General features: G+C 41.5%; 26 protein-coding genes. 10 read left to right on the top strand and 16 right to left on the bottom strand.

Features of this window, described 5'->3' with window-relative positions; genetic code table 11:
* Nucleotides 1-2 precede the first annotated feature (2 nt).
* The 6 genes from flgG to flgB are packed head-to-tail and all read right to left on the bottom strand — an operon-like array spanning nucleotide 3 to nucleotide 4,386.
* Nucleotides 3-788, bottom strand: coding sequence for a flagellar basal-body rod protein FlgG (gene flgG / locus PTET_RS04555; protein WP_010391154.1), 786 nt, complete (start codon nucleotides 786-788; stop codon nucleotides 3-5).
* A gap of 14 nt (nucleotides 789-802) precedes the next feature.
* Nucleotides 803-1,534, bottom strand: coding sequence for a flagellar basal body rod protein FlgF (locus tag PTET_RS04550; RefSeq protein ID WP_013464382.1), 732 nt, complete (start codon nucleotides 1,532-1,534; stop codon nucleotides 803-805).
* Between the two features lie 11 nt (nucleotides 1,535-1,545).
* On the bottom strand, nucleotides 1,546-2,874 hold the full coding sequence (locus PTET_RS04545) for a flagellar hook protein FlgE (RefSeq protein WP_013464381.1): 1,329 nt from the start codon (nucleotides 2,872-2,874) through the stop codon (nucleotides 1,546-1,548).
* 18 nt (nucleotides 2,875-2,892) lie between these two features.
* Nucleotides 2,893-3,546, bottom strand: a complete 654-nt coding sequence (locus PTET_RS04540) for a flagellar hook assembly protein FlgD (protein WP_013464380.1) — start codon at nucleotides 3,544-3,546, stop codon at nucleotides 2,893-2,895.
* 4 nt (nucleotides 3,547-3,550) lie between these two features.
* Nucleotides 3,551-3,967, bottom strand: coding sequence for a flagellar basal body rod protein FlgC (flgC, locus tag PTET_RS04535; protein ID WP_010391144.1), 417 nt, complete (start codon nucleotides 3,965-3,967; stop codon nucleotides 3,551-3,553).
* Nucleotides 3,967-4,386, bottom strand: a complete 420-nt coding sequence (gene flgB / locus PTET_RS04530; protein ID WP_081745136.1) for a flagellar basal body rod protein FlgB — start codon at nucleotides 4,384-4,386, stop codon at nucleotides 3,967-3,969. Before flgB ends, flgC begins: the two co-directional genes overlap by 1 nt.
* 59 nt (nucleotides 4,387-4,445) lie before the next feature.
* On the opposite strand from flgB, the gene flgA reads away from it, so the two are divergent.
* The 5 genes from flgA (at nucleotide 4,446) to PTET_RS04505 (ending at nucleotide 8,569) form a co-directional block, all read left to right on the top strand.
* Nucleotides 4,446-5,207: a flagellar basal body P-ring formation chaperone FlgA gene (flgA, locus tag PTET_RS04525; protein WP_013464378.1), complete on the top strand. Its 762-nt coding sequence runs from the start codon at nucleotides 4,446-4,448 to the stop codon at nucleotides 5,205-5,207.
* A gap of 93 nt (nucleotides 5,208-5,300) precedes the next feature.
* Nucleotides 5,301-5,591: a flagellar biosynthesis anti-sigma factor FlgM gene (gene flgM, locus PTET_RS04520; RefSeq protein ID WP_096038281.1), complete on the top strand. Its 291-nt coding sequence runs from the start codon at nucleotides 5,301-5,303 to the stop codon at nucleotides 5,589-5,591.
* Nucleotides 5,588-6,010 carry a flagellar export chaperone FlgN gene (gene flgN / locus PTET_RS04515; protein WP_013464376.1) on the top strand — a complete coding sequence of 141 codons (423 nt, stop codon included), beginning with the start codon at nucleotides 5,588-5,590 and terminating at the stop codon, nucleotides 6,008-6,010. The genes flgM and flgN overlap by 4 nt, the downstream gene beginning before the upstream one ends.
* A 507-nt stretch (nucleotides 6,011-6,517) precedes the next feature.
* Nucleotides 6,518-8,035 carry a DUF3360 family protein gene (locus PTET_RS04510; RefSeq protein ID WP_013464375.1) on the top strand — a complete coding sequence of 506 codons (1,518 nt, stop codon included), beginning with the start codon at nucleotides 6,518-6,520 and terminating at the stop codon, nucleotides 8,033-8,035.
* Between the two features lie 336 nt (nucleotides 8,036-8,371).
* Nucleotides 8,372-8,569, top strand: a complete 198-nt coding sequence (locus PTET_RS04505) for a CsbD family protein (protein WP_010391132.1) — start codon at nucleotides 8,372-8,374, stop codon at nucleotides 8,567-8,569.
* A 71-nt stretch (nucleotides 8,570-8,640) separates the two neighbouring features.
* Here PTET_RS04505 and PTET_RS04500 read toward each other — a convergent pair whose 3' ends face one another.
* The 8 genes from PTET_RS04500 to PTET_RS04465 form a co-directional block, all read right to left on the bottom strand.
* Nucleotides 8,641-9,789: a lipase family protein gene (locus tag PTET_RS04500; protein ID WP_013464374.1), complete on the bottom strand. Its 1,149-nt coding sequence runs from the start codon at nucleotides 9,787-9,789 to the stop codon at nucleotides 8,641-8,643.
* A 32-nt stretch (nucleotides 9,790-9,821) separates the two neighbouring features.
* On the bottom strand, nucleotides 9,822-10,352 hold the full coding sequence (locus tag PTET_RS04495; RefSeq protein WP_013464373.1) for a DUF6795 domain-containing protein: 531 nt from the start codon (nucleotides 10,350-10,352) through the stop codon (nucleotides 9,822-9,824).
* A 281-nt stretch (nucleotides 10,353-10,633) separates the two neighbouring features.
* Nucleotides 10,634-11,329, bottom strand: a complete 696-nt coding sequence (locus tag PTET_RS04490; protein WP_013464372.1) for an aspartate/glutamate racemase family protein — start codon at nucleotides 11,327-11,329, stop codon at nucleotides 10,634-10,636.
* Nucleotides 11,330-11,400: 71 nt separating this feature from the next.
* A complete protein-coding gene (locus PTET_RS04485) occupies nucleotides 11,401-12,168 on the bottom strand; it encodes a hypothetical protein (protein WP_096038280.1) in 768 nt (255 codons plus the stop codon).
* 54 nt (nucleotides 12,169-12,222) lie between these two features.
* Nucleotides 12,223-13,089: a hypothetical protein gene (locus tag PTET_RS04480; protein ID WP_013464370.1), complete on the bottom strand. Its 867-nt coding sequence runs from the start codon at nucleotides 13,087-13,089 to the stop codon at nucleotides 12,223-12,225.
* A 250-nt stretch (nucleotides 13,090-13,339) separates the two neighbouring features.
* Nucleotides 13,340-15,970 carry a methionine synthase gene (gene metH / locus PTET_RS04475; protein ID WP_096038279.1) on the bottom strand — a complete coding sequence of 877 codons (2,631 nt, stop codon included), beginning with the start codon at nucleotides 15,968-15,970 and terminating at the stop codon, nucleotides 13,340-13,342.
* 10 nt (nucleotides 15,971-15,980) lie between these two features.
* Nucleotides 15,981-17,051 carry a homocysteine S-methyltransferase family protein gene (locus tag PTET_RS04470; RefSeq protein WP_016899386.1) on the bottom strand — a complete coding sequence of 357 codons (1,071 nt, stop codon included), beginning with the start codon at nucleotides 17,049-17,051 and terminating at the stop codon, nucleotides 15,981-15,983.
* Entirely contained in the window at nucleotides 17,041-17,988 is a 948-nt protein-coding gene (locus tag PTET_RS04465) for a homoserine O-succinyltransferase (protein ID WP_016899385.1), read from the bottom strand. Before PTET_RS04465 ends, PTET_RS04470 begins: the two co-directional genes overlap by 11 nt.
* 224 nt (nucleotides 17,989-18,212) lie before the next feature.
* On the opposite strand from PTET_RS04465, the gene ettA reads away from it, so the two are divergent.
* The 3 genes from ettA to PTET_RS04450 all read left to right on the top strand — a co-directional run bounded on the left by ettA (nucleotide 18,213) and on the right by PTET_RS04450 (nucleotide 21,352).
* Nucleotides 18,213-19,886: an energy-dependent translational throttle protein EttA gene (gene ettA / locus PTET_RS04460; RefSeq protein WP_024601901.1), complete on the top strand. Its 1,674-nt coding sequence runs from the start codon at nucleotides 18,213-18,215 to the stop codon at nucleotides 19,884-19,886.
* Between the two features lie 137 nt (nucleotides 19,887-20,023).
* A complete protein-coding gene (locus tag PTET_RS04455) occupies nucleotides 20,024-20,386 on the top strand; it encodes a PilZ domain-containing protein (protein WP_096038278.1) in 363 nt (120 codons plus the stop codon).
* 57 nt (nucleotides 20,387-20,443) lie between these two features.
* Nucleotides 20,444-21,352: a histone deacetylase family protein gene (locus PTET_RS04450; RefSeq protein WP_096038277.1), complete on the top strand. Its 909-nt coding sequence runs from the start codon at nucleotides 20,444-20,446 to the stop codon at nucleotides 21,350-21,352.
* On the opposite strand, the gene PTET_RS04445 is transcribed toward PTET_RS04450, so the two are convergent.
* Nucleotides 21,353-22,351: an AraC family transcriptional regulator gene (locus PTET_RS04445; RefSeq protein WP_096038276.1), complete on the bottom strand. Its 999-nt coding sequence runs from the start codon at nucleotides 22,349-22,351 to the stop codon at nucleotides 21,353-21,355.
* Complete coding sequence (locus PTET_RS04440; protein WP_096038275.1) at nucleotides 22,335-23,243, bottom strand: GGDEF domain-containing protein; 909 nt, start codon at nucleotides 23,241-23,243, stop codon at nucleotides 22,335-22,337. The genes PTET_RS04445 and PTET_RS04440 overlap by 17 nt, the downstream gene beginning before the upstream one ends.
* Nucleotides 23,244-23,528: 285 nt before the next feature.
* Between PTET_RS04440 and PTET_RS04435 the strand changes: the two genes are divergently transcribed.
* Together PTET_RS04435 and PTET_RS04430 are read left to right on the top strand one after the other, a co-directional pair.
* Nucleotides 23,529-25,835 (top strand): TonB-dependent receptor plug domain-containing protein, encoded by a 2,307-nt coding sequence (locus PTET_RS04435; protein ID WP_096038274.1) that lies wholly within the window; start codon nucleotides 23,529-23,531, stop codon nucleotides 25,833-25,835.
* A gap of 64 nt (nucleotides 25,836-25,899) precedes the next feature.
* Entirely contained in the window at nucleotides 25,900-26,874 is a 975-nt protein-coding gene (locus PTET_RS04430; RefSeq protein ID WP_096038273.1) for a metallophosphoesterase, read from the top strand.
* The last annotated feature ends 7 nt before the right edge of the window (nucleotides 26,875-26,881 follow it).

Raw genomic sequence — 26,881 nt, 5'->3', positions numbered from 1 at the left:
AATCATACGTTTTGGTTTATAAAGCGCAGCATTTCATCTGCCGCAGAGACTACTTTAGCGTTCATCTCGTAAGCGCGCTGTACGGCAATCATGCTCACCATTTCATCAACGACGCTCACGTTTGAGCCTTCAATAGTAAATTGTTGTAAGCCCCCAAAAGCATCTTCGCCAGGGATACCCTCAACAGGTTCACCGGATGCCGCTGTTTCGCGGTACAAGTTGCCACCTAAACTTTGTAAGCCTGCAGGGTTTGCAAAGTTAACCGTTAACATTTGACCTAACTCTACCGCTTGCGCATCTTTACCCACTACCGCAGTAACGGTGCCATCGGTGCCAATACTCACTTTAGTGGTGCCCTCTGGCAGCGCAATATTTTGTGCCAATGGTAAGCCGTTGCTGTTTACCAGTAATGACTCAGAGTTAAGCTGAAACTGACCGTTACGGGTAAATAATAACTCGCCGTCAGGGCTTTCAATTTGAAAGAAACCTTGCCCAGCAATGGCCACATCTAACTGATTACTGGTTGTTTCAAAACTGCCTTCAGTAAATTGCTTTTGCGTGCCGTTAATACGCACACCGGTTCCCACCTGAATCCCAGATGGCAGCTGATTAAGCTCATCTACCTGCGCGCCAGGTTGTTTTTGTACTTGGTAAAATAAGTCTTCAAATACCGCTCTGTCTTTTTTAAAACCGGCAGTGCTCACGTTCGCGAGGTTATTAGATATTGTTGTCATTCTTAAATCTTGCGCTGCAAGACCAGTTTTACTCACCCATAATGCTGAATTCATGTTTGGCTTCCTGTTTATCCACGTCCACTGATGAGCTTATTACCGCTGGTCGCTAATTCGTCAGCAGACTTCATCATTTTTACGTTCATTTCAAATTGGCGACTGATATTCATGGTTTTGATCATTTCAGCCACGGCATTCACATTAGAGCCTTCTAAAGCACCAGTTCTTACTGTGATTGTTTCGTCGGCCTCAAGAGGCTGTAAATCGTTAGCTCTGAGTAAGCCATCAGCACCTTTAATTAAATTTGCATCGGTGCTGGCTAATTTAATTTGCGCATCTTCTGCAATTACACCGCCACCAATGGGGGTTAGGTTAATCATGCCGTTTGAGCCAATTTCAATATCACCAAACTCAGGAAGTTGAATATCGCCACCGTCACCTTGCACACGTCGGCCATTAACAGTAACAAAGCCATCGGCATCAACCACTAAATTACCCGCGCGGGTATAAGCCGGTTCGCCATTGTCATCCATCACTTCTAAATAACCGCCATTGCTCAGCGCTATATCAAGGTTACGGCCAGTGTCCATGATTGGCCCTGACGATAAATCAGTAGTTACTGGCGTTAGTTGCGCGTGGTAACGAGTACGAAACCCCTCGCCTTGTACCATCATTGATTGCGCTTGCTCTAAGTCGGCTTTAAAGCCCACCGTACTAACATTTGCTAGGTTATTTGCAGCAACACGTAAGGCGGTATTATTAAGTTCAGCACCCGAGACGGCGGTATAAATTAACTTTTCCACGCTCAGCTTCCTTAGGTGTTACTAAATAAAATTTGCATCATTTCATCAGCGCTGCTGATGGTTTTAGCATTGGCTTGGTAATTTTGTTGAAATGACATTAAGCCAACCAGCTGCTCACTAATATCAACATTTGAGCCCATAAATGAACCCGATAGCAATTTACCCAAAGAGCCACTTTCTGGCTCGCCGTAGAGTGCAGAGCCAGACTCTTCAGTTTGATACCACACGGTATTGCTGCCTTGCTCTAAACCATCAACGTTCGCAAACGAGGCAAGTACAACTTGGCCTTGTAATTTAGATTCACCGTTAGTAAATGTCGCAAATACACGGCCATCGTCTTCAACTTTCACACCAGAGAACGCTCCTGAGGTATAGCCGTTGGCATCATTTTCGTTAACACTGAAACTTGAACCAAACTGCGTAGTGCCATCGAATTTAAGTGCGATATTTAATGCTGCAGCACCACTGGTTATTTCTGCATTACCTGGTGTTGAAGTAATAGGCACTTCTAAATCAACCGCCGTTAAATCGCCTGAAAACGGCACCATTTGGCCATCGGTATCAAAGTTAAGTGTAATGGTACCGGCGTTAATTGAACCACCCGCACCATCATCAATAGCTTGAGTACCTGTCGTAGCACCAAGCGCTGAGAGCTGACCTTGAGTAAGGGGTTTACCATCTAAGAAAAACATCGCTTGCCATTCGTTACTACCCGTATGGTTAAAGTACTGGGTCATCACATGGCTATTACCTAATGAGTCGAACACTTCGGTAGATTGAGAAAAGTTATATTGGCTACCATCTTTAGGATCAAATACCGCAGGAGCTGTTGGATAAGCAATCACGTCGCTAGAAGAACTTAAGTTACCGTTAAAATTAATGTTTGTACTAGCTTGCGCTTCTATGTTTGAGGCTTCAATTTTTAAATCGGTTAATACACCCGGTACAATTGTCGGATCACCACCATCAACTTGAGACACGCCAAAGCCTTGCAGTTTGCCGCCGTTGGCATTAACAACATTTAAGTCGTTATCTAACTGAAACTGGCCAGCTTGGGTGTAAGCCGTTCGGCCGTTTTCTGATATGGCAAAAAACCCTTGGCCATCAATAGCAATATCCAGCGCATTACCAGTGCGCACAATTTCACCACCGGTAACAAAATCTTCTTTAACATTGGCAACTTTTACACCACCGCGTTGGCTACCGTTATAAACCGCGGCAAATTCTGCAGTGTTATTTTTATAACCAGCAGTACCCGAGTTAGCAATATTATTACTGGTTACTTCTAATCCTGCTTGGGTACTTTTAAGACCACTTAATCCTATATTGAACATAGACATATTATTTATTCCTCTTATTTATGCCACTTGATTAATTTCAGTGATACCAAAATTACCCAAACCATCGACTTGCAATAAAATATCTTCTAACGACTTACCTACAGAAACACGCTCAACCTCACCGCTTAACCAAGTATCAAGCTGCTTTGGCACCTCGGCTGTAGTGGCATACGCTCTGACTGCATACGCACCGGCTTCTTGGTTTTCAAATTCAAAACGCAGCGAACCGACTCCTGAATAAGGCAGTTGTTTTTCTTCAACTAACTCACCATCTTGGTTATAAAGTTGTACAGTGACAGAGTCTGCGGCTTCACCTAAATTAACCATGCCTGAGACACTGCCATCTTGCTCAAGGGCAATACTGCTTGCTTGCACATCAACCGTTTGACCAACCATATTAGTGGCTTCAAGCACCGCTAAGCTGCTGACATAATCCAAGCCATCGGCGGTGTTTTGGCGAATGCTTTGTAACGACTCAACATTCGAAAACTCTGCAAGCTGGCTTACATACTGAGTGCCGTCCATAGGTTGTAATGGATTTTGATTACTAATTTGCGCAACGAGTAACTCTAAAAACATGGTCGACATTTCATCTGCAGAACTATTACCGGCAATATTCGTGGTGTTTTTTGTGGCGTCTGCAGCGCTTGGAACGGCTGAATTAACTTGCATAATATTATTGCCCTAACTTAAGAATGCTTTGCTGCATGCTATTTACACGCCCCATTACTTCAACAGATGTTTGATAGCTGCGACTTGCAGACATCATGTCTGCCATTTCTTCGAGTGCATTTACGTTGGAGTAAAATACATAACCATCGTTGTTAGCTATTGGGTTGTTTGGCTCGTAGCGCTGCTCTACCGCTCGGTTTGACTCAGTGATCCCTAGTACATCAACCGAGGCTGAAATTGATTGGCTGTCTTGAGTTTGTTTGTACAAAGCAGAAAATACCGGTTTAAGTGCCTTGTAAGCGTCGGCTTCTGAACCGGCTGCGGTATCGGCATTCGCTAAGTTAGATGCAATGGTATCGAGGCGAATAACTTGAGCGCGCATGGCGCTGCCGCTAGCGTCATAAATTGAATTAAAAGACATTATGATTTCCCTGAAATAACTTTATGTAAGCCATTTATTTTCATATTTAAAAAGGTCAAACTGGTTTGAAAATCCATACTGTTGCTAGCAAATTTTGCTTGCTCAATATTTAACTCAACAGTATTACCATCACTTGATGGTTGATAAGGAACGCGATATTTAAGTTCATCTGTTTGTACGCCAGCAAAATCAACATCTCTGTTTTGCGAAAAACTGGATGAAACACTTTGCATAATTTGACGGTAATCTACATCTCGAGATTTAAACCCTGGCGTGTCAACATTAGCCAAGTTACTGGCAATGATTTCTGCTCTGTCTAACCTTAATTTCATTGAAAAAGGGTGAACACCTAACGCTTTATCAAATAGTTCCATTGTTGCCTCTAATTTTTGTTTCTTGTATGCTTTCGCGCTTCGCATACACTTTCTACCTTGTGTATAACAACCTTTATGCCAACTTTTAAAAGTATATTTTTTCAATGACTTATATAAAAAAAGAGCAAAAAACAGCCCAACATACGGAAGCTAAACTTCCCCAAGGGAAGCGTTGGTTTTTCCGCTTGCTTTTAACTATTGGACTACTGCCAGCTCATGCTATGGCCACCCCCATTAATTTTGATAAAGAAATTCAGCAGTTTTTGCACAGTGAAATTAAGAGCTATTTGCGCTCGGTTAATTCGCAAAGTCAGCGACAAGATATAGAATTATTTATTCCTAAAGGCAGCGAAAATTTAAGCTGTGATGAATTGCAAATCACTCGCTCACAAAGTCACACGCCACCCGCAGGCAGAGTAAGTGTTTCTGTATCTTGCCCATCGCCTGCTTGGCGCTTTAGAGCCAGCGCCAAAGTAAGTGTGTGGATAAACCTAGTAGCTGCTAAGCACACTTTAAACCGAGGTAAAGTGCTTAATAAGCAAGACTTAGAATATAAAAGCGTGGATTTAGGCAAGCACCGCCATCAAGGCGAAACAGGTATTGACCAGCTCGTTGGATTCACCGTTAAACGCGAGATTGATAAAGGCACGGTGATCTCCAACCGGTACCTAGAAAAGCAGTATTTAATCAATAAAAATGAGCATATTTCACTGCAAATAACGACCGCAACTTTCTCAGCTAATGTTAAAGCTATTGCCCTTGAAGATGGTCAACTTGGTGAGGTTATTAATGTAAAAAATTTATCATCAAAAAAAGTTGTTCAAGGCAGAGTAATTGCGCAAGGTGTGGCAGAGGCGGCGTTTTAAAAAATGTCGAAATAAAAGTTAAGTAATGCTTGTACTTGGTCGCTGATATAAACTAAGCAATATAAATTCGATAAACGAATTAGGTAACAAACAATGAATATAAGCGCAATAACGACCACTGCGGTTGAGCAAAGTCAAAAAACAAACCAGCGTTCATCACTGGATGCAAAACCAGAGCAACAAACTGTAGCGGCTAAACAAGAGCAAGTAAATTCAGTGAGTGCATTAAGTAAATCAATAGACTCAACATTTCAAGATTTAGCTGCAAAGCCAGACGTTGATATGGATAAAGTAGCCCAAATGAAAGCGGCAATTGCCAGTGGTGAATTTAAAATTAATATTGATGAAACCGTTAACGCTATGGTTGAACTTCATAAAAAATGAAAACTGTAAAAGAGTATATTGTAAGTCTGCAACAAGACATTACTAAGCTAGACGCATTAATTGAATTACTTGAAACGCAATACGAATTGCTAAGCCAACGTAATGTGCAGCTAGAAACACACAATAAAAAAATGCTTGGCTTTTTAGAAAGCTTAAATGAATCGCATAACCAGCGCGATGGCTTTTTGGTGAGTTTAGGCCTGCAAGGTGGCAAAGAAGGCTTAGCACAATTAACCGCGTTGCTGCCTGCTGATATAAACTCGCTCACCACAAAATTATTACACCAACTTGAGCTAAAAACCAAAACCTGCAAAATAATGAATGAACGCTCAGGGCAATTACTGTCAAGCCAACGTCGGTTGTTACAGCGTTTAACTGGCGGTGAAAACAAACAAGCGTACCCAGAAATGCCTTTATAAATACGTTACATAAAGGCTTTTTCTTGTTTAGTCACTTTACGCCATATTTTTACTTTACTCCTATTATTACCTTTCAAAATCCTATCTTGAGTCCAAAAATAGTCGTTCCGTTAAAGCTTAGTATTGTTAGCTTTTGTGCAACTTTGCGGCTAATTGTATTTATAATAAGCAAATAGCGGCTAACGCCACCTTTATTAGACTAAAGAATGATTGCTGCTGAACCTGCTGATTTTATGACCTTTTTGCTATTCTGCATGGCAAGATCACACTGTAAAAACAAAAACATAAGACATTGAATTTAAATATCTTTTAGATTTAACAAGCCAGTTACAACACATCCCTTTGCCATTTTTGTTAACACTTACAAAGCGTTAAACTGGGCTATGCACGACCTTTTGCCTAATTACAATCTGTAGCAAGCTGTTTTACCCTGCGCACTCAATGTTCATTTGCTTTGTAAAAGCTGTATTTTTATTTTGAGTTAGCAACTAAGTTGCAGGAGAAGTCATGACCACCAAGCCGCTAGATGATAATTCATCTGATGCTATACCAGGAGCGGATACTCAAACCGTGTCCGATAGCTATGAAAATCTTCATAAGCCCAGCTCTGAGTTTGAAAGCCGCGACGCTTACCTAGAGCACGAACTGCAAATTATGCAGCCAAAACGCTGGCGTCCAAATTTACCATTTAGAGATTATCGCTTTGAATTTGAAGACACCATTCCTGCGATGGCCGCTACTATAGGGAAAGTAGTCATGGTTGCAGCCATTGCTGCCACGTTTGCAGGCCCTTTGGGTTTAAGTGATGGCTTTGTACTTGAAAACGTACGCTACGAACTTTTAATTGTTTCGCTATTTATTTTACTATTTTCGGGCTTTATTTTACCGACCGCTAACTTAGCGGGTACTCATGGCCCACTCATTCCATTAATTCCTATTGTAGTTGCCGCAGGCGGACACCCTATGGCCTTTGGTTTACTCATAGGTGCCTTTGGATTGATATTAGCATTTAGTAAAGGCGGCAGCCTCATGGCCAAGCTCACCAGTAAAGGGGTGTGTGGTGGCCTACTCCTCTATTTAGGCTTTGTGGGTACCATTTCACAAGTTAAAAAGCTGTTTGCATGGGCTGAAGAAATTCAAATGACCCATATTGCTTTTATCGTAATCTTAGCCACAATTTTACTTTATGCTTTATTGGAGCATTACAAAAAACGCTGGTTAGCCGTGCCACTGAGCTGTTTAATTGGTGGTTTTACTGCTTTTGCATTGGGCGCACCGTTTGAGTTTCATACAGCTCCAGGCTTACCAAACATGAACCCTATGTACTGGTGGGGGGAAAACACTGGTTGGATGCTTGGTTTACCAACCGCTGAAAGCTTTGTAGTTGTACTTCCTTTTGCAGTTTTAGCGGTTGCTATGTGGTCGCCTGACTTTTTAGGCCATCAAGTATTTCAAAAAATTAGTTACCCAGAGCGTACTGAAAAAGTACAAATGAATATTGACGATACCATGCTTAGCGCATCAACAAGACAAACCTTTGGCTCGCTATTAGGCGGTGCTAACTTTGCATCATCTTGGGGCACTTACATTGTTCCTGCTGCTATTGCAAAACGCCCTATTCCTGCAGGCGCTATTTTAACTGCGTTATTTTGTATTATCGCGGGTGTTTGGGGCTATCCAATGGACTTAGCTATTTGGCAGCCAGTATTATGTGTTGCCTTAATTGTAGGGGTGTTTATTCCACTACTTGAAGCGGGTATGGAAATGACCCGTGAAGGTAAAACCACGCAGTCGGCAGCTATTGTGGTGTTTGCCTCAAGCTTAGTAAACCCTGCATTTGGTTGGTCACTGACTATGCTTTTGGATAACTTGGGCCTTATTGGCTGTAAAGAAAGAAGTGCTGATTTATCACGAATGAGCCGCTGGATCATCCCACTTATTATGTTTGTGTTATTAACCGGTGTAATGGCACTGGTAGGTATGCTGCCAGGCATTCCTGCGCTAATGCCAAGCTTTAGACATTAATTCCTTTATTAAACACCAAAGCGAGCTTTAATAGCTCGCTTTTTTTGTACTTATAAAAACCAGCACAGTGTACTTGCAATAATCCCCCTTGAAGTAACAGCCCCTGAAGTCACAGTCCCTGCAATAATTACAAGCCACCCTGCAGAATTTTTATAAAGCTCGCCACCAGCTAAAAGACTTTACGCATCAAAAAACCATAAGCAGTTGATATATAAATGAAATTAAAAGTTTTATTTTCTGGTATAGCCTTTGCAACTTTATAAGTGAACGTTAAAAATCATTTTATTAGTAACGCTTTTAAAATGAAAAATCATCACTCTTAATAAGGAGCTAATTATGAATAGCGATCGTATCGAAGGAAACTGGAAAGAACTTAAAGGTAAAGCGCAGCAAAAATGGGGCGATCTTACCAACGATGATTTAGATAAAATTGAAGGTAGCCGTACCGAGCTTGTTGGTAAAATTCAGCAAAAATACGGTAAATCGAAAGAGGAAGCCGAGCGCGAAGTAAATGACTTTGAGAAAGGCCATTAAAATAAAGCGTGTTAACAGCTTTACTTGCTAATAAAAAACCGCCAATTGGCGGTTTTTTGTATACCTTAATTCTAGGAAGGTTTTGCTAATGCTAGCGCTTCGCCAGCAAGTGCAAAAATATTTTTAAGCATTAATTGCAAAATATGCCTAATAGAAGCGTAAGTAAAAGAAATCACCTGAAATGGATAGCCACAAAATGTCAGCATATGCCCTAAAATCCCTTTTACATCTTTAGTACAATTTTTAGAAAAATCAATGCTATCAGCTAATGCTTTAGCTATCTGATCGTATACTGTGAGAGCGTTCGAAAAATGATTTTGTATCGCATATAATTTACCAGTCTCACGTAAATGAGTAATTAAAGCTGCACCAATTTTCCGAGCCCATTTAGAGGTGCGGCTACATTCGAGTCGTCTATCATAATCAAGCCTTACCTCTTCTTGAATTCGTTTTTCCATTCCCTTGTTAATAGCAGAATAACTTTTGAAGTTGCTAGCTGTATGCAAATATCCTGGCGTATCCTTAGTCATACTATGTGCTTTTGGAGTAATAGTGGCAGCACCGTGTAAAATATATTCTTGCTCCGTATGCATAAATGGCCACACAGGCACTAAAGGAACTGGGTCGGCTGCATGTACACAACGATAAATGCTATTATCTGTTGCGGACTCAGTTTTTACTGCAAAACTATTATAACCAACTCGCGGCGCACCAAAAGTATATAATTTTACATTCGCTCCAAAACGTTGCTTTAACCAGTTAGCAGCTAAGTTTGCTAAAGCACCACCTAAACTATGACCTACAACATGAATGTTTAATTTTTTCTTAGTGCTTTGTTTAAAATACAGCTCTAACTGATTTTTGAAAGAGTTAAATGTATGGTTGAAGCCTGCATGTACAGGTTGATTATTACTACAAGTACTTAAACCACAATGTAAGTCAGTAACAACATCACGTATTTTTGCCGTGCCACGTAAAGCTAAAACATAATCATCTTCATATGCACCCTTCTTACCTTTTGCAATACAGCCAAAATTGGTCGAGTGATTAAAAACTCGCTCAAGAATAGAACCACTTACACCTTTTATAGATTCTGATTCGAATGAAAATAAAGAGCTAATCCTTTCAAAATATGGATTAGCTCTTAAGCCTCTTTTATCAAGGCTTTCGTATGAGATAGCAGCAAAGTTAGCAGCTATTGCAGGGCTTAAAACATTCATCAATATTTCCTTATAATTTAGGTTTTGTTTTATTAATTTTCATCCGTTTCAATTTCTGAAAGGTCAAAATAAGCATTTTTTTCCACTACTTCAAAATCATCAGACCAACGACAGATACTTAAAGCTTCAAATTTATAGCCTTCAGTTTTTTTATTCTCAAATTTAAAAAGAACCTTTTCATCAGTGGTATCGGCTATTAATTGCCTTAATTTTTTTGCATATTCCTCTCGGTATTTAGCGCCTGACAATCTGGAACCCCAAAGGCAATATTCTTCATGATTGTAGGATAAATAAATAGCTTGAGAAGTAAAAATCTCAGCAAGTGGGACTGCTGGTTGATTAGAACGGATATTAATTTCAGGTAGTAAGAAACTTCCGTTCTTATCGGTGTAAGTGAAATCTTCAGCACATTTGCCATCAGAAAAATTTAATACTCTGTCTATTCTCACATTAGATAAAGGCTTGCCCTTTTCACTAACTTGGCCTTTCACCTCAGGGCACAAGTGCACTTTGTAAGCACCAATATGATTACCAAACTTTTTAAGTGTCGTTAAAAATGACATAAACAAGAAGCCTTAAAAATAGGCCGTGAACATTTTGTGGAGGGTTGCTACATGATTCCCTATAAGCTTAAATATTCACATGCCTTTGTAAATAGACCTCATATGATAAACAAGCCTATATAAAATACAATAATTAAAGCTTCAGATGTATAGGTTAAAGGAAGTTAAGCCGAGCGCGAAGTAAATGACTTTGAGAAAGGTCATTAATATAAGCGTGTTAACAGCTTTACTTGCTAATAAAAAACCGCCAATTGGCGGTTTTTTTGTTATCTCAAGCTTAACTATTTTGCCAGTGCTAACTTCACTGCTGCCTCGGCATGTATTTTGGTGGTGTCGTAAAGCGGAACCTGCGTATGTTGTGACTTTACCAACAAGGCGATTTCAGTACAGCCTAAAATGATGGCCTGCGCGCCTTGTGCAAATAATCGCTCTATAATGCGTATATAATCAGCTCGCGAATCGTCATCAATAATCCCTTGGCATAACTGCGAATAAATAACCTCGTGCACTCGCTTTCGCTCATTAGGCTCAGGTATTAATACCTCAATGTTATGCTTATTAGTTAAACGCTCTTTGTAAAAGTTTTGCTCCATTGTAAATTGCGTTCCCAACAACCCTACTCGCGTAATGTTATCGTGCTTTAGTTGCTCAGCGGTGGCATCGGCAATATGCAAAATAGGAATAGTAATATTACTGGCAATCTCATCGGCCACTTTATGCATAGTGTTGGTACAAATAAGTAAAAACTCGGCACCACCAGCCTCTACAGATTTAGCTGCCTTGGTGAGTAACTTAGCTGTTTGTTGCCAATCACCTTGATGCTGTAGCGCTTCAATTTTTGCAAAATCGACGCTCACCATACAAATTTTGGCACTATGTAGTCCACCCAATGAGTTTTTAACGCCTTCGTTTAAAACTTTGTAATAGCTGGCTGTTGACTCCCAACTCATACCTCCGAGCATGCCGATTGTTTTCATAGCTAGTTCCCTCTCTCGATCGCAGTTTACGTTTCACAGTAAGTTAAAAATAGCCGCTCTTCACTAGAAACTTAATTAGCTTTATTAACTGCACTTATCACAGCGTCAGACAATAACAACTTATCGTCTTTATATACTTCAAGCCAACCTGGTGGTGAGGTATCACAACCAATTACAGTTACTTGCAATACGTAACTGTAACGTCCGTTTTTAAACGTATAGTGATGATTGCCGCCACTACCTTCAAAGGTAATATCACCATTAATTAAAACGATATCAGGCTTATCGCTTGGGCTTTTATCAATGCTCCACGACGCATAACGGAAGTTTCCATCGCCTAAATCATCAACACGAACTCGGTATTTTGCTGTGTCCCAATCGAGTATTGGTTTTTGAAAGGTTTTAATACTTGAATGGAGTGATTGTTTATCTTGAGAAATTAGCTTTTCAACACGCACTTGCTCAGTGGCATTTTGTGTATTCACAGAAATAATTTTGCCGTCTTTGTCTACCCACACTATGCCGTTATTGAGCATAATGCCGCGCCAACCCACTTTATCCCAATCAGTATCAATATTTGAACTGGCAATAACGCCAACAAGTTCTTCGTCAAACACTTCATCAAAGCGGGTAATAAACTCAACTTCATTTTTAATGTCGGGCAATGGATATTGCCTTTTTAGAGGGTAGCGAATATGCGCAGCAATCGCAGTTTTATCATGCATTTTAAAAGCAGTAATAACAGGTAAAACACTCTCGTGATACTTTTGCTCAAGCGCAAATGTGTTCGATGTGAAAAATAGGGATAGGCAAAGCAATATGTAATTTAGATACTTCATTAAAAAACCTTCAATTTTGACTTTCGTTATGTGCTAATACTTTGACCTAAAATCTTAAAACATACCTTTCTGTTGAGGCGCTTCTTTATGATCGGTAACTTTCGTAATAAGTTTTTCGATCTTCAAACCTTGCGGTGTTTTAGTCTGAATTATTTCCATTTCAACTATTAATAGATCCCCTTTTCCAAACCTCTCTCCCTTATCAACAGTATCAATAAACTCTCTATCAGTAATTTCTGCATAAAAACTGGACTGTCCATCAAATAATTTCCACTTATTTCCATCTTTAAAGGATGGAGATTCAATCGTTAAACCTGTAGTAATTGTATTTTTTGAAATTGGTAAATCGAAATCAAGAGGTTTAAAAAATTCAGCATCATTAGCCGAAGCTTTAGTTTGGATATCAAACTTTGAAGATTTTAACTTTACTTCGCTTAATCCTTTAACCAAAGGCTCCCTAATAAATGTATCTAACGAATTAGCAGCTTTTGGATCAGAAAGAACGTTTAGCGTTTGAATATGAAATACCTGAGTATGACCATTAGAGTTTTCGATATTAACTGTATTCGCATTACTATCTGGTGTGCACTGCTTCGGTTGATTGCCAGCTAAATGAATACATAATTTAATTGAGTCAGTAGCCAGAGTAATAAGGTCTTTGGGGGAGCTAGTACAAAATAATGCTCCAGAGGATAAACCTACCACCTGTAGTAAAAAATCAATATCAAATGATTGCCCTCTAAAACCTGAGACATCCATACATAGCGATGCATCTTTACCATAAGCTTCTGTTGTAATCACGTTCATAAATTCATCTAGTGCTAAAATATAGCGAGCAACATCTTTCGCTTTTAGCTGCCCTTTTTCAACTGCTGCACCGTAATATTCAAGAGATAGCTGATCTTCCGTAATTGTCTGCATTATAATTCCTTAATTAGAGTAACTAAAACTTAGTATTCTTTATGCTTAGTCCAAAAAATTAATACCTAGACTACACGTTCAATTCATTCAATAGTCACATCTAATGCCTATTATGTAAACAATTGAGTTATCGATATTTATTGCGATAAAAAGATACAAAAATAAAAAACGAGCCTAACTTGGCTCGTTTTTGTTTTAACTGATAGCTGACAGCTAAAAACTGACCGCTTCGCTATTTAACCACTTCGCTTTACTCCGGCTCATACCCCAAGTTAGGCGATAACCACCTTTCGGCTTCTGCGAGCGTCATATTTGTTCGCTTGGCGTAGTCTTCCACTTGGTCACGTTGTACTGCCGCTACGGCGTAGTATTTTGCTTGTGGGTGTGAAAAGTACCAACCCGACACCGCAGCACCTGGCCACATGGCGTACGAGCTGGTGAGCTGCATACCAATGCGTTTTTCAGTATCGAGTAACTGCCAAATTTTCTTTTTCTCAGTGTGCTCTGGGCACGCTGGGTAACCCGGTGCTGGGCGAATACCTTGGTAGTTTTCGCGGATTAGCTCATCGTTACCCAGGTTTTCATCCGGTGCATAACCCCAATACTCTTTACGCACTTGTTCGTGCAAGTATTCGGCAAACGCCTCAGCGAGTCTGTCGGCTACGGCTTTTACCATTATTTTATTATAGTCGTCTTGCTTGGCATCGAACGCATTGGCGAGGTCGTCCTCTTCTAAACCGCCTGTTACCGCAAACGCACCAAAGTAATCGGGTGTGCCTTTTGGCGCAATGTAATCGGCTAGGCAGTAGTTAGCAAAGTCGGTTTTTTCGGTTTGCTGACGTAAATGGCATGAGGTAGTTAATAGCTCTTTTCGCGTTTCGTCGGTGTAAATTTCTATATCATCGCCCACACGGTTTGCAGGGAATAAACCAATTACACCCAATGGCTGCAAAGTGCCTGACTTTTCAAGCTCATCGAGCATGTCGTTGGCGTCTTTAAACAAGCTTTGTGCTTGTTCACCCACTACTTCGTCGGTCATTATGCGCGGATATTTACCGGCGATTGACCAGGTCATAAAGTACGGCGTCCAGTCTATGTATTTGCGTAGAGTCGCGATTGATACATTTTTAAACTCGGTCACGCCCAGCTTTTTCGGCACGGGTGGTGTGTAGTTATCCCAATCGAGCTTTGCAGCATTATCGCGGGCGCGCTGTATGGTAACTGGTTTTGAGCGCGGCTTTTTGCGTGCTTGTTGTTCGCGTACTTTGTCGTACTCGGCGGTGGTTTTAGCTAAAAATTCTGCTTTATGCTCTTTAGAAAGTAAGTTAGACACTACACCCACAGCGCGGCTGGCGTTATTTACATACACCACGCCTTTGTCGTACTGCGGCTCTATTTTTACTGCGGTATGCGCTTTTGAGGTGGTTGCCCCACCAATCATGAGCGGTAGCTCAAAGCCTCGGCGTTTCATTTCTTTGGCTACGTGTACCATTTCATCAAGCGATGGGGTAATTAAACCTGAAAGGCCTATAATATCGGCTTTTTCGTCAATGGCGGTTTGCAGTATTTTATCTGCTGGTACCATTACCCCAAGGTCGATTACTTCGTAGTTATTACATTGTAGTACTACGCCTACGATGTTTTTACCTATGTCATGCACGTCACCTTTTACGGTAGCCATAACAATTTTACCGTTGGTGGCGCCTTCTTCTTTTTCGGCTTCAATGAATGGGTCAAGGTAGGCTACGGCTCGCTTCATCACACGAGCCGATTTAACCACTTGGGGTAAAAACATTTTACCGGCACCAAATAAATCCCCAACCACGTTCATGCCATCCATGAGTGGCCCTTCAATGACGTGAATAGGTTTATCGGCGCCAGCACGGCACTCTTCTGTATCTTCATCTATAAAGGTGGTTATGCCTTTTACAAGGGCATGCTCCAAGCGCTTCTCTACAGGCCAAGTGCGCCATTCTAAATCTTCTACCCGCTCAGCTTGTGCCATGCCTGAATATTTAGGCGCAAGTTCAACAAGGCGCTCGCCCGCACCTGAGTCGGTGTTAAGAATTACATCTTCTACGGCTTTACGAAGTTCCTCGGGGATGTCGTCGTAAACCGCAAGCTGCCCTGCGTTTACTATGCCCATATCCATACCCGCTTTTATAGCATGGTATAAAAACACCGAGTGAATCGCTTCACGTACTGGGTTATTACCTCTAAACGAAAACGATACGTTTGATACCCCACCCGACACTTTACAGTGCGGTAAGTTTTGCTTAATACGGCGGGTGCCTTCAATAAATTCTACGGCGTAGTTGTCGTGCTCTTCTATGCCGGTGGCAACGGCAAATATATTGGGATCGAATATAATGTCTTCTGGCGGAAAGCCAATTTCGTCGACTAATATTCTGTAACTACGTTCGCATATTTCGTATTTTCTATCTGCAGTATCGGCTTGGCCGTCGGTATCAAATGCCATCACAACAGCGGCGGCGCCAAAGCGTTTTATAATTTTAGCTTGGCGAATAAACGGCTCTTCACCCTCTTTTAGTGAAATGGAATTAACAATGGCCTTGCCTTGAATACACTTTAGGCCTTCTTCTATTACTTCCCATTTAGAGGAGTCGACCATTATAGGTACTTTAGAAATATCAGGCTCTGAGGCAATTAAGTTTAAAAACTTAACCATGGCCGCTTTTGAGTCCAGCATGGCTTCGTCCATGTTGATATCAATAACCTGTGCGCCATTTTCTACTTGTTCGCGGGCCACATTAAGGGCGGTCTCGTAGTCTTCTTCCATGATCAAACGTTTAAACATCGCCGAGCCAGTTACGTTAGTACGCTCGCCGACATTGGTAAATACTGCAATTTGTTGGGTCATTGGCGGCTCCTTAATTTAAGTTACAGGCTTCTAGGCCTGATAAACGCATACGCACTTCAAGCTCAGGTAATTTTCGTGGTGCTGTGCCTTCAAGCCCTTTGGCAAAGGCACGAATGTGCGCAGGCGTAGTGCCGCAGCAACCGCCAACAATATTAATAAAGCCCGATTTACCCCAATCTATGATCTCTTTTGCCATGTCGTCTGCTTCTAAGTCGTATTCTCCAAACTCATTAGGTAAGCCCGCGTTAGGGTGAACAGAGACAAAGGTTTCGCACACACGCGATAGCTCTTCAACGTATTGGCGCAGTAAATCTGGCCCAAGGGCGCAATTTAAGCCGATTGAAAGCGGCTTAATATGGCGAATAGAGTTATAAAATGCTTCGGTTGTTTGCCCTGAAAGCGTACGGCCTGAGGCATCGGTAATAGTACCTGAAATCATCACTGGCAATGTGCGCCCTGCTTGTTCAAACGCTTCTTCTACTGCGAACGAGGCGGCTTTTGCATTAAGCGTGTCGAATATGGTTTCGATTAAAATAATATCTACACCGCCCTCCATAAGCGCAAGGGTTGACTCAACATACGCAGTCACTAACTTATCAAAGGTGATATTACGATAGCCGGGGTCGTTTACATCCGGCGATAACGAACAGGTTTTAGACGTTGGCCCTAACACACCGGCTACATAGCGCGGTTTTTCTGGGGTTTTGGCGCTAAATTCATCACATGAAGCGCGGGCTAACTTAGCCGACTCTAAATTGACTTCACGGCTTATGCTCGCCATGTCGTAATCTTCCATCGAAATGGTGGTAGAGTTAAAGGTGTTAGTTTCGATAATATCGGCACCAGCGGCTAAAAAGCTGCGGTGTATATCAGTAATAATTTCTGGCTTGGTTAGGCTTAATAAATCGTTGTTGCCTTTAATAAGCACGTGCCAATCTTTAAAACGTTCACCACGGTAGTCTTGCTCTTCAAGCTTATGCGCTTGGATCATGGTTCCCATTGCACCATCTAAAATTAAAATGCGCTGTTTGAGCGCAGCGCTCAGCTCTTGATGCTTATTGTTTTGAGGATTATTCGGCATAGTTGTTAGTCCTTACGTCTTGGCTAACTAAGTTAATATCATAGGGTGTGGTTTGGTAAACGTAATAATTTAACCAGTTTGAAAACAGCAAAAACGCGTGGCTTTGCCATGTTTTAGATGGTTGCTTGCTGGCATCGTCATCAGGAAAATAGTTTTCGGGCTTTGGCGCATCAGGGCTTTTTTGTAAATCGCGCTCATATTCGGCTTTTAAACTGTCGGCATCGTATTCTGGGTGGCCGGTAATAAACACTTGGCTGCCCGATTTATTTTTAAGTAAATAAGCCCCGACTCGTTCAGAGCCCGCTAATACCACCAGCTCTTCACAGGCGTTTATTTTATTTATATCTATGTGGCCATAGCGTGAGTGCGGCACTAAAAAGGTATCGTCAAAGCCGCGGGTAAGTGCACCATGGGCAAAGTAGCATTGATGGGTAAACACCCCACACAGTTTATTTTCTTTTAAATCGCGCTTTAAATTATAACGGTGATATAAAGCCGCGTGGGCAGCCCAGCAAGAAAACAAGGTAGAGGTTACATGCTGCTCGGCCCAATCAATAATCACTTTGAATTCTTCCCAATACGCCACCTCTTCATACTCTAAATGTGCGAGCGGCGCACCGGTAATTAATAGTGCATCATAGTTGTTGTCTTTCACTTCTGAGAAATAACGATAAAAGGTATCTAAGTGTTGCTCTGAGTTACTACTGCTACGGTGCGTGTCTAGGCGCAATAGCTCAACATTTACTTGCAGCGGAGAATTAGCCAACAAGCGAATAAACTGTACTTCGGTTTCTACTTTATTAGGCATAAGATTAAGAATAGCCAAACGCATAGGGCGTATTTCTTGCGTTTTTGCACGTGTTTTTGGCATTACAAACACGTTTTCATGACGTAAACGTGCAATAGCTGGCAATTCGTCTTCTACTGTAATTGGCATTCTTAAAGCTCCTGCTCATAAAAACCGAGAATTAATACGCTCTCATTATGAACAGAATGTGAAAAATATCAACCTCTAGATGTATAGATGTCTAAATGAAATTTATTCACGCGTTTTGTACAAATTGAATATGTACTTTAAAACAGCCCCATTCGTTGACTGTTTCACCTGTGAGCCACTACAATACAGCATTGAAATTTTTATTATTATTGAAGGCTTCTTCTATGGTTTTACCTGATAAGTTTATATTCTCGATGAGTCGAGTATCTAAGGTTGTGCCACCAAAACGCACTATCTTAAAAGATATTTCGTTGCATTTTTTCCCAGGCGCAAAAATTGGTGTGCTAGGTCTAAATGGTTCTGGTAAATCATCATTACTACGCATTATGGCAGGTGTTGATGAAGATTTTGAAGGTGAAGCTCGCCCTCAACCAGGCACTAAAATTGGTTACTTGCCGCAAGAGCCTGTTTTGGACGAAAGCAAAACAGTTCGTGAAATTGTTGAAGAAGCTGTGGGTGAAGTAAAACATGCCCTTAACCGCCTTGACGAAGTGTATAACGAATACGCAATGGAAGGCGCTGACTTTGACGCACTGGCAAAAGAGCAAGGTGAATTAGAAGCGATTATTCAAGCGCATGATGGTCATAATATCGATAACGTATTAGAGCGTGCTGCCGATGCACTGCGTTTACCTGAGTGGGATGCTAAAATTGAGCACCTATCGGGTGGTGAGCGTCGTCGTGTTGCTATTTGTCGTTTGTTACTTGAAAAGCCAGACATGCTTATTCTCGATGAGCCAACTAACCACTTAGATGCTGAGTCGGTTGCCTGGTTAGAGCGCTTCTTACATGACTACGAAGGCACCGTTGTGGCAGTAACGCATGACCGTTACTTCCTTGATAATGTTGCTGGCTGGATTTTAGAGCTTGACCGTGGTGAAGGTATTCCGTGGGAAGGTAACTACTCGTCTTGGCTTGAGCAAAAAGATGCCCGCTTACAGCAAGAGCAAAAATCTGAAAAAGCACGTCAAAAATCAATTGCTCAAGAACTTGAATGGGTGCGTTCAAATCCTAAAGGTCGTCAAGCTAAATCAAAAGCGCGTATGGCACAGTTTAGCGAGCTACAACAGTCTGATTACCAAAAACGTAACGAAACCAACGAGCTGTTTATTCCACCTGGCCCACGTTTAGGTGACCAAGTATTAGAAGTAAACAACTTACGTAAAAGCTTTGGCGACCGCGTTTTAATTGATGACTTAAGCTTTAGCATGCCTAAAGGCGCTATTGTGGGTATTATTGGTGCCAATGGTGCAGGTAAATCAACGCTATTCAAAATGCTAAGCGGTGAAGAGCAGCCAGATAGCGGTAATATCAGCATTGGTGAAACAGTAGAACTGGCAACTGTTGATCAGTTCCGTGGCAACATGGACGAAAGCAAAACGGTATTCCAAGAAATCTCTGACGGCCAAGATGTACTAAAAATTGGTAACTTTGAGTTCCCAAGCCGTGCTTATGTTAGCCGTTTTAACTTTAAAGGTAACGATCAGCAAAAGTTTGTTAAAGACCTTTCAGGTGGTGAGCGCAACCGTTTACACCTAGCTAAGCTGTTAAAAGCAGGCGGCAACGTGGTGCTTCTGGATGAGCCAACCAATGACTTGGATGTTGAAACATTACGTGCTCTTGAGAATGCTATTTTAGAATTCCCTGGTTGTGTCATGTGTATCTCGCATGACCGTTGGTTCCTTGACCGTATTGCTACACACATTTTAGATTACCGTGACGAAGGCCAAATTAACTTCTTTGATGGTAACTACACTGAGTACGAAGAATGGCTTAAAAAGACCCTTGGCGCAGAAGCTGCACAGCCTAAGCGTATTAAGTACAAAAAAATTGGCTAACAGCCACCGTTAATAAGTTAAAAGCCCTGCATTTTATGCGGGGCTTTTTTATGCGAGCTATTTTTATCTTTGAGCAAATTGGCGTGTTGAGCATTACCAGCTATGCTTATTATAAATAACAACTTTATAAGATTATTATGCAAAACCGTCGGCAATTTTCTCGTATTATGTTCTCTACAGCAGCGCAATTGGAAACGGCTAGCTCCCAGTATGCATGTACCCTATTAGATATTTCTTTACATGGTGCACTGATCACTAAAAGCGATGCCTTTGCAGGCAACAAAAATGACGAAGCAATATTACGTTTTACCTTGCCACAAAGCGATATTGAAATAAAAATGCCGGTGGTTATTCGTCATATAGAAGAAAATCATATTGGTCTTAAATGTCATAACATTGATATAGACAGCATTACGCATTTAAAGCGCTTGGTTGAATTAAACCTTGCTGATGAAACATTATTACACCGTGAGCTTGAAACGCTTATTTACCAAACATAAATAGACGCACTGCGTGAAGTTGATTACCATAACCAAAAATAATTAAACGACGCAGATATGAATTTAAATCCCAATCTACCTTTAGTTTATCATCCTAATTACTCGTTTAGTTTTGATCCCAAACACCGCTTTGTAATGAGTAAATTTGCGCAGCTATACCAGCATGTTAAAACAATAGGGTTAGCTGGCGATAATATCATTGAGCCACCACATGGTCGTGTTGAAGAGTTAGAAATAGTACACTGTGAAAACTACATTCACGATTTATGGCATAACCGCCTAGATGAAAAAGCCATGCGCCGTATAGGCCTACCTTGGTCACAAGCACTAATGAACCGCACATTTACCGCCCCATTAGGGACACTGCAAACTGCGCGTTTAGCGCTTAAAAGTGGGCTTGCGTGCCATTTAGCGGGCGGCACTCACCATGCCCACAGTGATTTTGGCTCGGGTTTTTGTATGGTGAACGATTTAGCTTTTACCGCACAGACGTTAATTCAAAACCGTGAAGTGACTAACGTACTGATTTTTGATTTAGATGTTCACCAAGGTGATGGCACCGCAGCCATGCTGGCTCATCAACCTTATGCGTTTACCTGTTCAATACATTGTGAGAAAAACTTCCCATTTAGAAAGTCCCCTAGCGATTTAGATATTGGTTTAGCCAATAATATACAAGACGCTGAATACTTAGGTATTGTTGACGATACCCTGCAATTTTTATTGAACGAGCTTAACCCAGATCTGGTTTTGTATGATGCTGGCGTTGATATTTGGCAAGAGGATGGCTTAGGTAAACTGGATATTAGTTGGCAAGGTATAGAAAAGCGCGACCACTTAGTACTTAAGCGTTGCCTAGCAAATAACACCCCTGTAGCCACTGTGATTGGCGGAGGTTATGACAGAGATCATCAGCGCCTTGCAAAGCGCCATGGCATTGTTATAGAGCAAGCTGCCAGTTTTTAATTATACTTTTAACTGACTCGGCGTAATACCTGTCCAACGCTTAAATGCACGGCGAAAATTAGGAATATCATAAAATGCTAAACGCATCGCGACTTCTTCATTGCCTTGCTGACACACCCCCAGTAAATAAAGCGCTTTAAGTTTGTTTTGTTCATCTTGTAATTGTGAATAACTAAAACCATGCTGTTTCAGTTTGCGCTTAAAAGTCGCCGAGCTCATAGCAAATTGCTCTGCAGTACTAACGAGATTATTGTTTGTATTGTGGTAAATGGATAGGCAAACCGCCTCAACAAAAGACAAAGATACATTTTTAGGCAATGGACTTTGCGCTATGCACTGCTGCCACCGCAATGGGCTTGACTCTGGGTTTGAGCACTTAAGTAATTGTTTATTAAAGTGCCAACGGGTGTAGGGTTGTTCAAACCGAACCCGTAAGCCTAAGTGCTGCTCATACTCTTGAATATGCCGCGGGCGCTTACAGGTAAAATCAAAATAACACTGTGGGTAGTGATCACTCACTCTTTTAAGTAAGCTAATTAACGCGGCACTATATATTTCAAAACAATAATTTTTTAATGACTCGTCCATACCGATACTCGGTTGCAAGTACAGATAAAAATCGTCTTGAAAAATATGCTTACGGGTAAAAAATAAAGGCGCAATAACAGTGCGAATTTGTTGTAATTGCTTCAAAGCCATACCTAAACTTGGGCTTAAACGCACACTTTGCACTGCAGGGCTAACATCATTAACCAATTGATGACCCAGTAAAAAACCACTGTCGTTACTCTTCATTAAGGTTTTAAACTGGCTAATTAAAGCCAATAACTGCGATAAACTAAAACGCTGTGATAGGTCATATAAATCTTGCTCAAAAATACCCGTACCACGCAGCAATTTATGCAACGGGATCCCTCGTCCTTGAGCAAGCTCCACCAGCGCAGTGATAATCCCCTCGGCGCTGAGGTATTTATCGTCTAAGCTAATATACTGCTGCACCTACAAGCGCCTTTTGTTGTTGTAATTGTTGATGTAGCTGGCTGGTTTGCTGCACTGGATCTTGCTCTAAATCCATTGCCATGGTGGCGGTTAAAATATGCTGAAACTGTGCACCTTTGCTTTTTGCGACTTTAAACGCACAGTGATTAAGCGCCGCTTTCATTTGCGCTAATAGCTCTTTGGCTTGGCTTTGGCTGGTATTCGGCATAAGTACAATAAAGCAATCACCGGCATAGCGACATAGCACATCGTTTAATCGGCAATTCATTACTAATAAATCACTAATTTCTCGTAGTAACCTATCGCCTTCACTAAAACCAAACTGCGCATTAAACTTTGCAAAATCACGAATATCAATAACACCTAAAGTGGCGGATTGCTGCTCTGTTTGGCGTTGCTGCATCAGTGAATGTAAGTAGTTAACTCGGTATAACCCTGTTACAGGACAGACTTTTTCATGCTCTCGCAGATGCGCTTCTCGACGACGCAATTGACGATTTAAAACAAATTGTTCTTGATGCCAATAATAAAGCCCAACACTGGTAAGCGACATACCAAACGGCGCTGGCAGTGATTCAAACCAAGTGAGCCATAATTGTGGTGGTTGTTTTAACCACTCATCGAGTAAATCGAGCGTGGCGGAGAACATAAACAAACCCAAACCTAGCACCAATAAGGTGGTTACTTTGCCTGGCGGACGTGAAATAAGTAATGCAACTATCCAGCTGAGAGTCATCAACACAATCCCGCCCTCACCGACAATATCGAGCCACGCAATGTCTTGCCATTGCTTAAGTTCGCCAAAATAAGTACATATTGCTACAGCAATAACTAACAATATAATGATGGTGTTGGTTAATTTTGCATGGTTGGTAAATGGGTTATATCGCATTAGGGTGGCTTCTTTAGTCTATGTTGGTCTGCATGCTAGCTTAGTCATGCTGTGTTCGTCAGGGTCATATTGGCTCATTGATATGACATTGAGATTAAAATTTATAGGTATTTAACCTAGTAATAACCATCTTTAGTGCGCTGGAGCCGTGTTTAAACAGCTCAAATGTCTGTTTAAAAAGCACTAAGTTGGCGTTTTGTCAGGAATTAACGGTAAAACTGTCACATTAGCGTCATTAACTTTTTTTAGTTTGCTCACCAAACCAAGGACAACCGGAGCAAATCAATGAAACAATTTAAGTTAAATGCTGTTGTGGCGGCATTAGCACTGAGCCAATTTAGTGTTAGCGTGAATGCACAAGAACAAACATCACCAAGAGAACCTGAAGTAAAGGTTTCTGAAGAACTTGTGGTATATGGCGAGATTGGTTATCGCAACCGCTCGCAAGAACTAGCGCCCACGCTAGAATACTCACAAGAATACTTCCAGCGTTTTGAACCACTCACCGCAGGTGATGCATTAAAGCGTGTTCCTAGTGTTACTTTTTTATCTGATGTACTGGAATCAGACGGCGCACGTATGCGCGGTTTAAGCCCTGCTTACACTAAAGTACTTATTAATGGCGAGGAAGTTCCGGGCGCAGGTGCTGACCGTTCATTCTTTGTTGACCGTATTCCTGCAGAATTAATTGAGCGTGTAGAAATTATTCGTTCATCTAGTGCCAACCGCTCTGCCGATGCCATAGCAGGTACGCTTAATATTGTACTACGCGATGGCTATAGCTTAGACGGCGGTTATATTCGCGCTGGTGGCTTACGTTATGATGATGGCGAAATAAAAGAGAGCTTTGCTGGCGTTTACGGCACTGAGTTTGCAGGCGGGCGTTTACTGTTAGGCGCTAATTTACAAGGTCGTTATAACCCAAAACAAAAATCAAGCAGACGTTATGGTGATAGCCCTGAAAATAACCCGAATTACGCAACAGACGATTTTGATAACCGTGAAGATCAATCTGATACCCGTGATGGCGATGATACCTCTTTAAATGCCAGCTTTGAGAAGGTATTTGATAATGGCGGTAAGTTTGATATTAGCGCCATGTGGGTTGATACCGACCGTACCGAAGATGAGCGCTCTTTTGAATACGACAACCCAACGGCAACATCAGGCTCTGTTGTTGAAGGGGGTAATTTACTCTCAGATAACGCAAACGTTTCGTTTATTAATCAAACCAACTACAACATTAACTCTGGCTATGAATTACCTCTGCTCGGCGGCACCAGTAAATTTAAAGTGGGTTACGCCAGCTTTGAAGAGTCTGTTTACGAACAAGAAGTTGAGCTTGATACCTCAGAACTTCCAATGGTATTTGAAGAAGCAGAAGAAACCGTTGATATCGATGATAAAGAATGGTCATTACAATGGCAGCACAGCTTACTAGTAGGTGATTCAAAAGAAATTCAATTTGGTGCTTTTATACAAGGCAAAGAGCGCGATACCGCTATTTTTGTCGCTGAAGATGAGCTTGAAAAAGACTTTACCAATTGGGATCAATTTACTAAGAATCCACTGACTCTTGCCGGTTTTGACAACGCCTTTGAACCAGTGGCTGGTGGCGTTAATACCCTAGAAGAAGACCGTTTTGATTTATTTGCGCTAATCAAACACGAAGCCGATGTGTTCTCGTGGGAGATGGGGGTGCGCTGGGAGTCAACTGATTCAAGTATTACTGATACCAATGAAGGCGTAACTGCCGAGAATGATTATGACTTTTTCTTACCGTCGGCTCACTTTCGTTATAGCATCAGCGATAACGGACGAGTCAGTGCCTCTGTTGCTCGCAGCTTACGCCGCCCTGACTTTGACTACATGACACCCGCCTTACTTGAAAAAGAGCTCGCCGATAATGACTTTTTAGGTAACTCAAACCTTAAGCCAGAATCATCTTGGGGGATCGATTTGGGTTACGAATACCGTTTAGGTAAAAGTGGTGTTGTTGGTGTAAACGTATTTTACCGTGACGTTAGCGACCTTATTGAAATTGCCAGTACCGGTGTTGAAGGCTCTGAAGGCGAAGGCACATTTGTACTGCAACCACAAAATACTGGTGATGGCACAGTTCAAGGTGTTGAGTTTGATTTATCAACTCCACTAAGCGCCTTGAACATGCCTAACACTGGAATCTTCTTAAATTACTCTTGGCTCGACAGTGAAGTTGAAGACAGCTTTGGTAAGCGTAAATTTAATGATCAATCTGATTATGTTTATAACGTAGGCTTTATCCAAGATTTACCAACACTTGGCGCATCATTTGGTGCAACGTACCGTAATCAAGGTGATGCATACGGACGCTTTGTGGGTGAAGAAGTGACAACCTCTTATGGTGCTGATTTAGAGTTATTCGTAGAAAAACGCTGGGAAAATGTAACGCTTCGCCTAGTTGGTTCAAACCTACTTGATGCCAGTAAAGATGAAGTTTTCAACAAGTTTGACTCTCTTGATGATCAAAATAATCGTAACTTTGATGAGTACGAGCTTGAGTCTGAAGAAGCAGGTCCTGTGATTCAAGTAATGCTACGTTACGCATTTTAATCACACGTATTGTCATTTTAAGCACGTATTGGCAAGCCATCGCGTGCTTTTTTGGAGTTAAAACATGTTTAAATTGTCTTTCATAATGGCCGCGCTACTGTGCTCATCAGCGCTTAGTGCTGGTGAGCCCGTTATTTATAAAGATGCGCTATATCAACAACAAAAAATAGCCAAGTTAACTACGTTACCTAATAGCCTTAACTTTATGGTTATTGGTGATTGGGGACACAACGGCCACTTTTATCAAAAAGAGGTGGCTCATCAGCTAGAAATCGCCATGTACCAAACCGATGCCGATTTTGTTGTCTCGACCGGCGATAACTTTTACCCAAATGGTGTGGCAAGTGTGAACGATCCTCTTTGGCAATCAGCCTTTGAGAATATATACCACGGCCCTCACACATTTGAAGATTGGTATGTTGTTTTGGGGAATCACGATTACCTTGGTAATGCTCAAGCACAAATTGACTACACAGCAAAAAGTCAGCGCTGGCAATTACCAGCAAGGTACTACAGTAAAACATTTGCACTTGAAAACAACGAGCAAGTGTTAATGGTTTTTTTAGATACCAACCCGATTCAACCTGAATATAAAACCCGTGAAAAATACCGCTCAACCCAAGGTCAAAGCTATCAAACACAATTGGCATGGCTTGAAACCCAACTTGCCGGCAGTAACGCAAAATGGAAAATTGTTGTTGGCCATCACCCGCTCTACTCTAGCGGTAAACGCTTTGGTCGCAACCAAGGTCTTCGCGACATTTTAGAACCTATTTTAGAACGCCATAACGTGCACGTTTATATCGCAGGGCACGAGCATGACTTGCAATACAATCAACCAAAAAATAGCAAGGTGGCTCACTTTGTCTCTGGTGGTGGCAGTGAAGCACGGTTTGTCAAACAACGTGAATTTACCCGCTACGCAGAAGCAACACCGGGTTTTTTAAGTATCTCTATCAATGGCGAAACGCTAACAATGAGCGCGATTAACCACCTTGGTGAAGTACGTTTTAGCACTGAAAAGCACCTAGATAAGTAAAGGATAA

The sequence above is a fragment of the Pseudoalteromonas tetraodonis genome (assembly GCF_002310835.1).
In the GTDB taxonomy this organism is placed as follows: Bacteria; Pseudomonadota; Gammaproteobacteria; order Enterobacterales; family Alteromonadaceae; genus Pseudoalteromonas; species Pseudoalteromonas tetraodonis.
The sequence above is the reverse complement of the archived record's forward strand: the minus strand, read 5'-3'. Positions and strand labels throughout refer to the sequence as shown.

Excerpts from the sequence above, each read along its gene's own strand:
- PTET_RS04465 (WP_016899385.1), bottom strand. The coding sequence starts at position 17,988 with ATGCCAATTACAGTAGAAGACGAATTGCCAGCTATTGCACGTTTACGT.
- PTET_RS04490 (WP_013464372.1), bottom strand. The coding sequence starts at position 11,329 with ATGAAAACAATCGGCATGCTCGGAGGTATGAGTTGGGAGTCAACAGCC.
- PTET_RS04505 (WP_010391132.1), top strand. The coding sequence starts at position 8,372 with ATGAATAGCGATCGTATCGAAGGAAACTGGAAAGAACTTAAAGGTAAA.
- flgM (WP_096038281.1), top strand. The coding sequence starts at position 5,301 with ATGAATATAAGCGCAATAACGACCACTGCGGTTGAGCAAAGTCAAAAA.
- PTET_RS04545 (WP_013464381.1), bottom strand. The coding sequence starts at position 2,874 with ATGTCTATGTTCAATATAGGATTAAGTGGTCTTAAAAGTACCCAAGCA.
- metH (WP_096038279.1), bottom strand. The coding sequence starts at position 15,970 with ATGACCCAACAAATTGCAGTATTTACCAATGTCGGCGAGCGTACTAAC.
- PTET_RS04485 (WP_096038280.1), bottom strand. The coding sequence starts at position 12,168 with ATGAAGTATCTAAATTACATATTGCTTTGCCTATCCCTATTTTTCACA.
- PTET_RS04455 (WP_096038278.1), top strand. The coding sequence starts at position 20,024 with ATGCAAAACCGTCGGCAATTTTCTCGTATTATGTTCTCTACAGCAGCG.
- PTET_RS04430 (WP_096038273.1), top strand. The coding sequence starts at position 25,900 with ATGTTTAAATTGTCTTTCATAATGGCCGCGCTACTGTGCTCATCAGCG.
- flgC (WP_010391144.1), bottom strand. The coding sequence starts at position 3,967 with ATGTCTTTTAATTCAATTTATGACGCTAGCGGCAGCGCCATGCGCGCT.
- PTET_RS04435 (WP_096038274.1), top strand. The coding sequence starts at position 23,529 with ATGAAACAATTTAAGTTAAATGCTGTTGTGGCGGCATTAGCACTGAGC.
- PTET_RS04480 (WP_013464370.1), bottom strand. The coding sequence starts at position 13,089 with ATGCAGACAATTACGGAAGATCAGCTATCTCTTGAATATTACGGTGCA.
- flgA (WP_013464378.1), top strand. The coding sequence starts at position 4,446 with ATGACTTATATAAAAAAAGAGCAAAAAACAGCCCAACATACGGAAGCT.
- PTET_RS04450 (WP_096038277.1), top strand. The coding sequence starts at position 20,444 with ATGAATTTAAATCCCAATCTACCTTTAGTTTATCATCCTAATTACTCG.
- flgB (WP_081745136.1), bottom strand. The coding sequence starts at position 4,386 with ATGCGAAGCGCGAAAGCATACAAGAAACAAAAATTAGAGGCAACAATG.
- ettA (WP_024601901.1), top strand. The coding sequence starts at position 18,213 with ATGGTTTTACCTGATAAGTTTATATTCTCGATGAGTCGAGTATCTAAG.
- flgN (WP_013464376.1), top strand. The coding sequence starts at position 5,588 with ATGAAAACTGTAAAAGAGTATATTGTAAGTCTGCAACAAGACATTACT.
- PTET_RS04470 (WP_016899386.1), bottom strand. The coding sequence starts at position 17,051 with ATGCCGAATAATCCTCAAAACAATAAGCATCAAGAGCTGAGCGCTGCG.
- PTET_RS04495 (WP_013464373.1), bottom strand. The coding sequence starts at position 10,352 with ATGTCATTTTTAACGACACTTAAAAAGTTTGGTAATCATATTGGTGCT.
- PTET_RS04510 (WP_013464375.1), top strand. The coding sequence starts at position 6,518 with ATGACCACCAAGCCGCTAGATGATAATTCATCTGATGCTATACCAGGA.
- PTET_RS04500 (WP_013464374.1), bottom strand. The coding sequence starts at position 9,789 with ATGAATGTTTTAAGCCCTGCAATAGCTGCTAACTTTGCTGCTATCTCA.
- PTET_RS04440 (WP_096038275.1), bottom strand. The coding sequence starts at position 23,243 with ATGCGATATAACCCATTTACCAACCATGCAAAATTAACCAACACCATC.
- PTET_RS04540 (WP_013464380.1), bottom strand. The coding sequence starts at position 3,546 with ATGCAAGTTAATTCAGCCGTTCCAAGCGCTGCAGACGCCACAAAAAAC.
- flgG (WP_010391154.1), bottom strand. The coding sequence starts at position 788 with ATGAATTCAGCATTATGGGTGAGTAAAACTGGTCTTGCAGCGCAAGAT.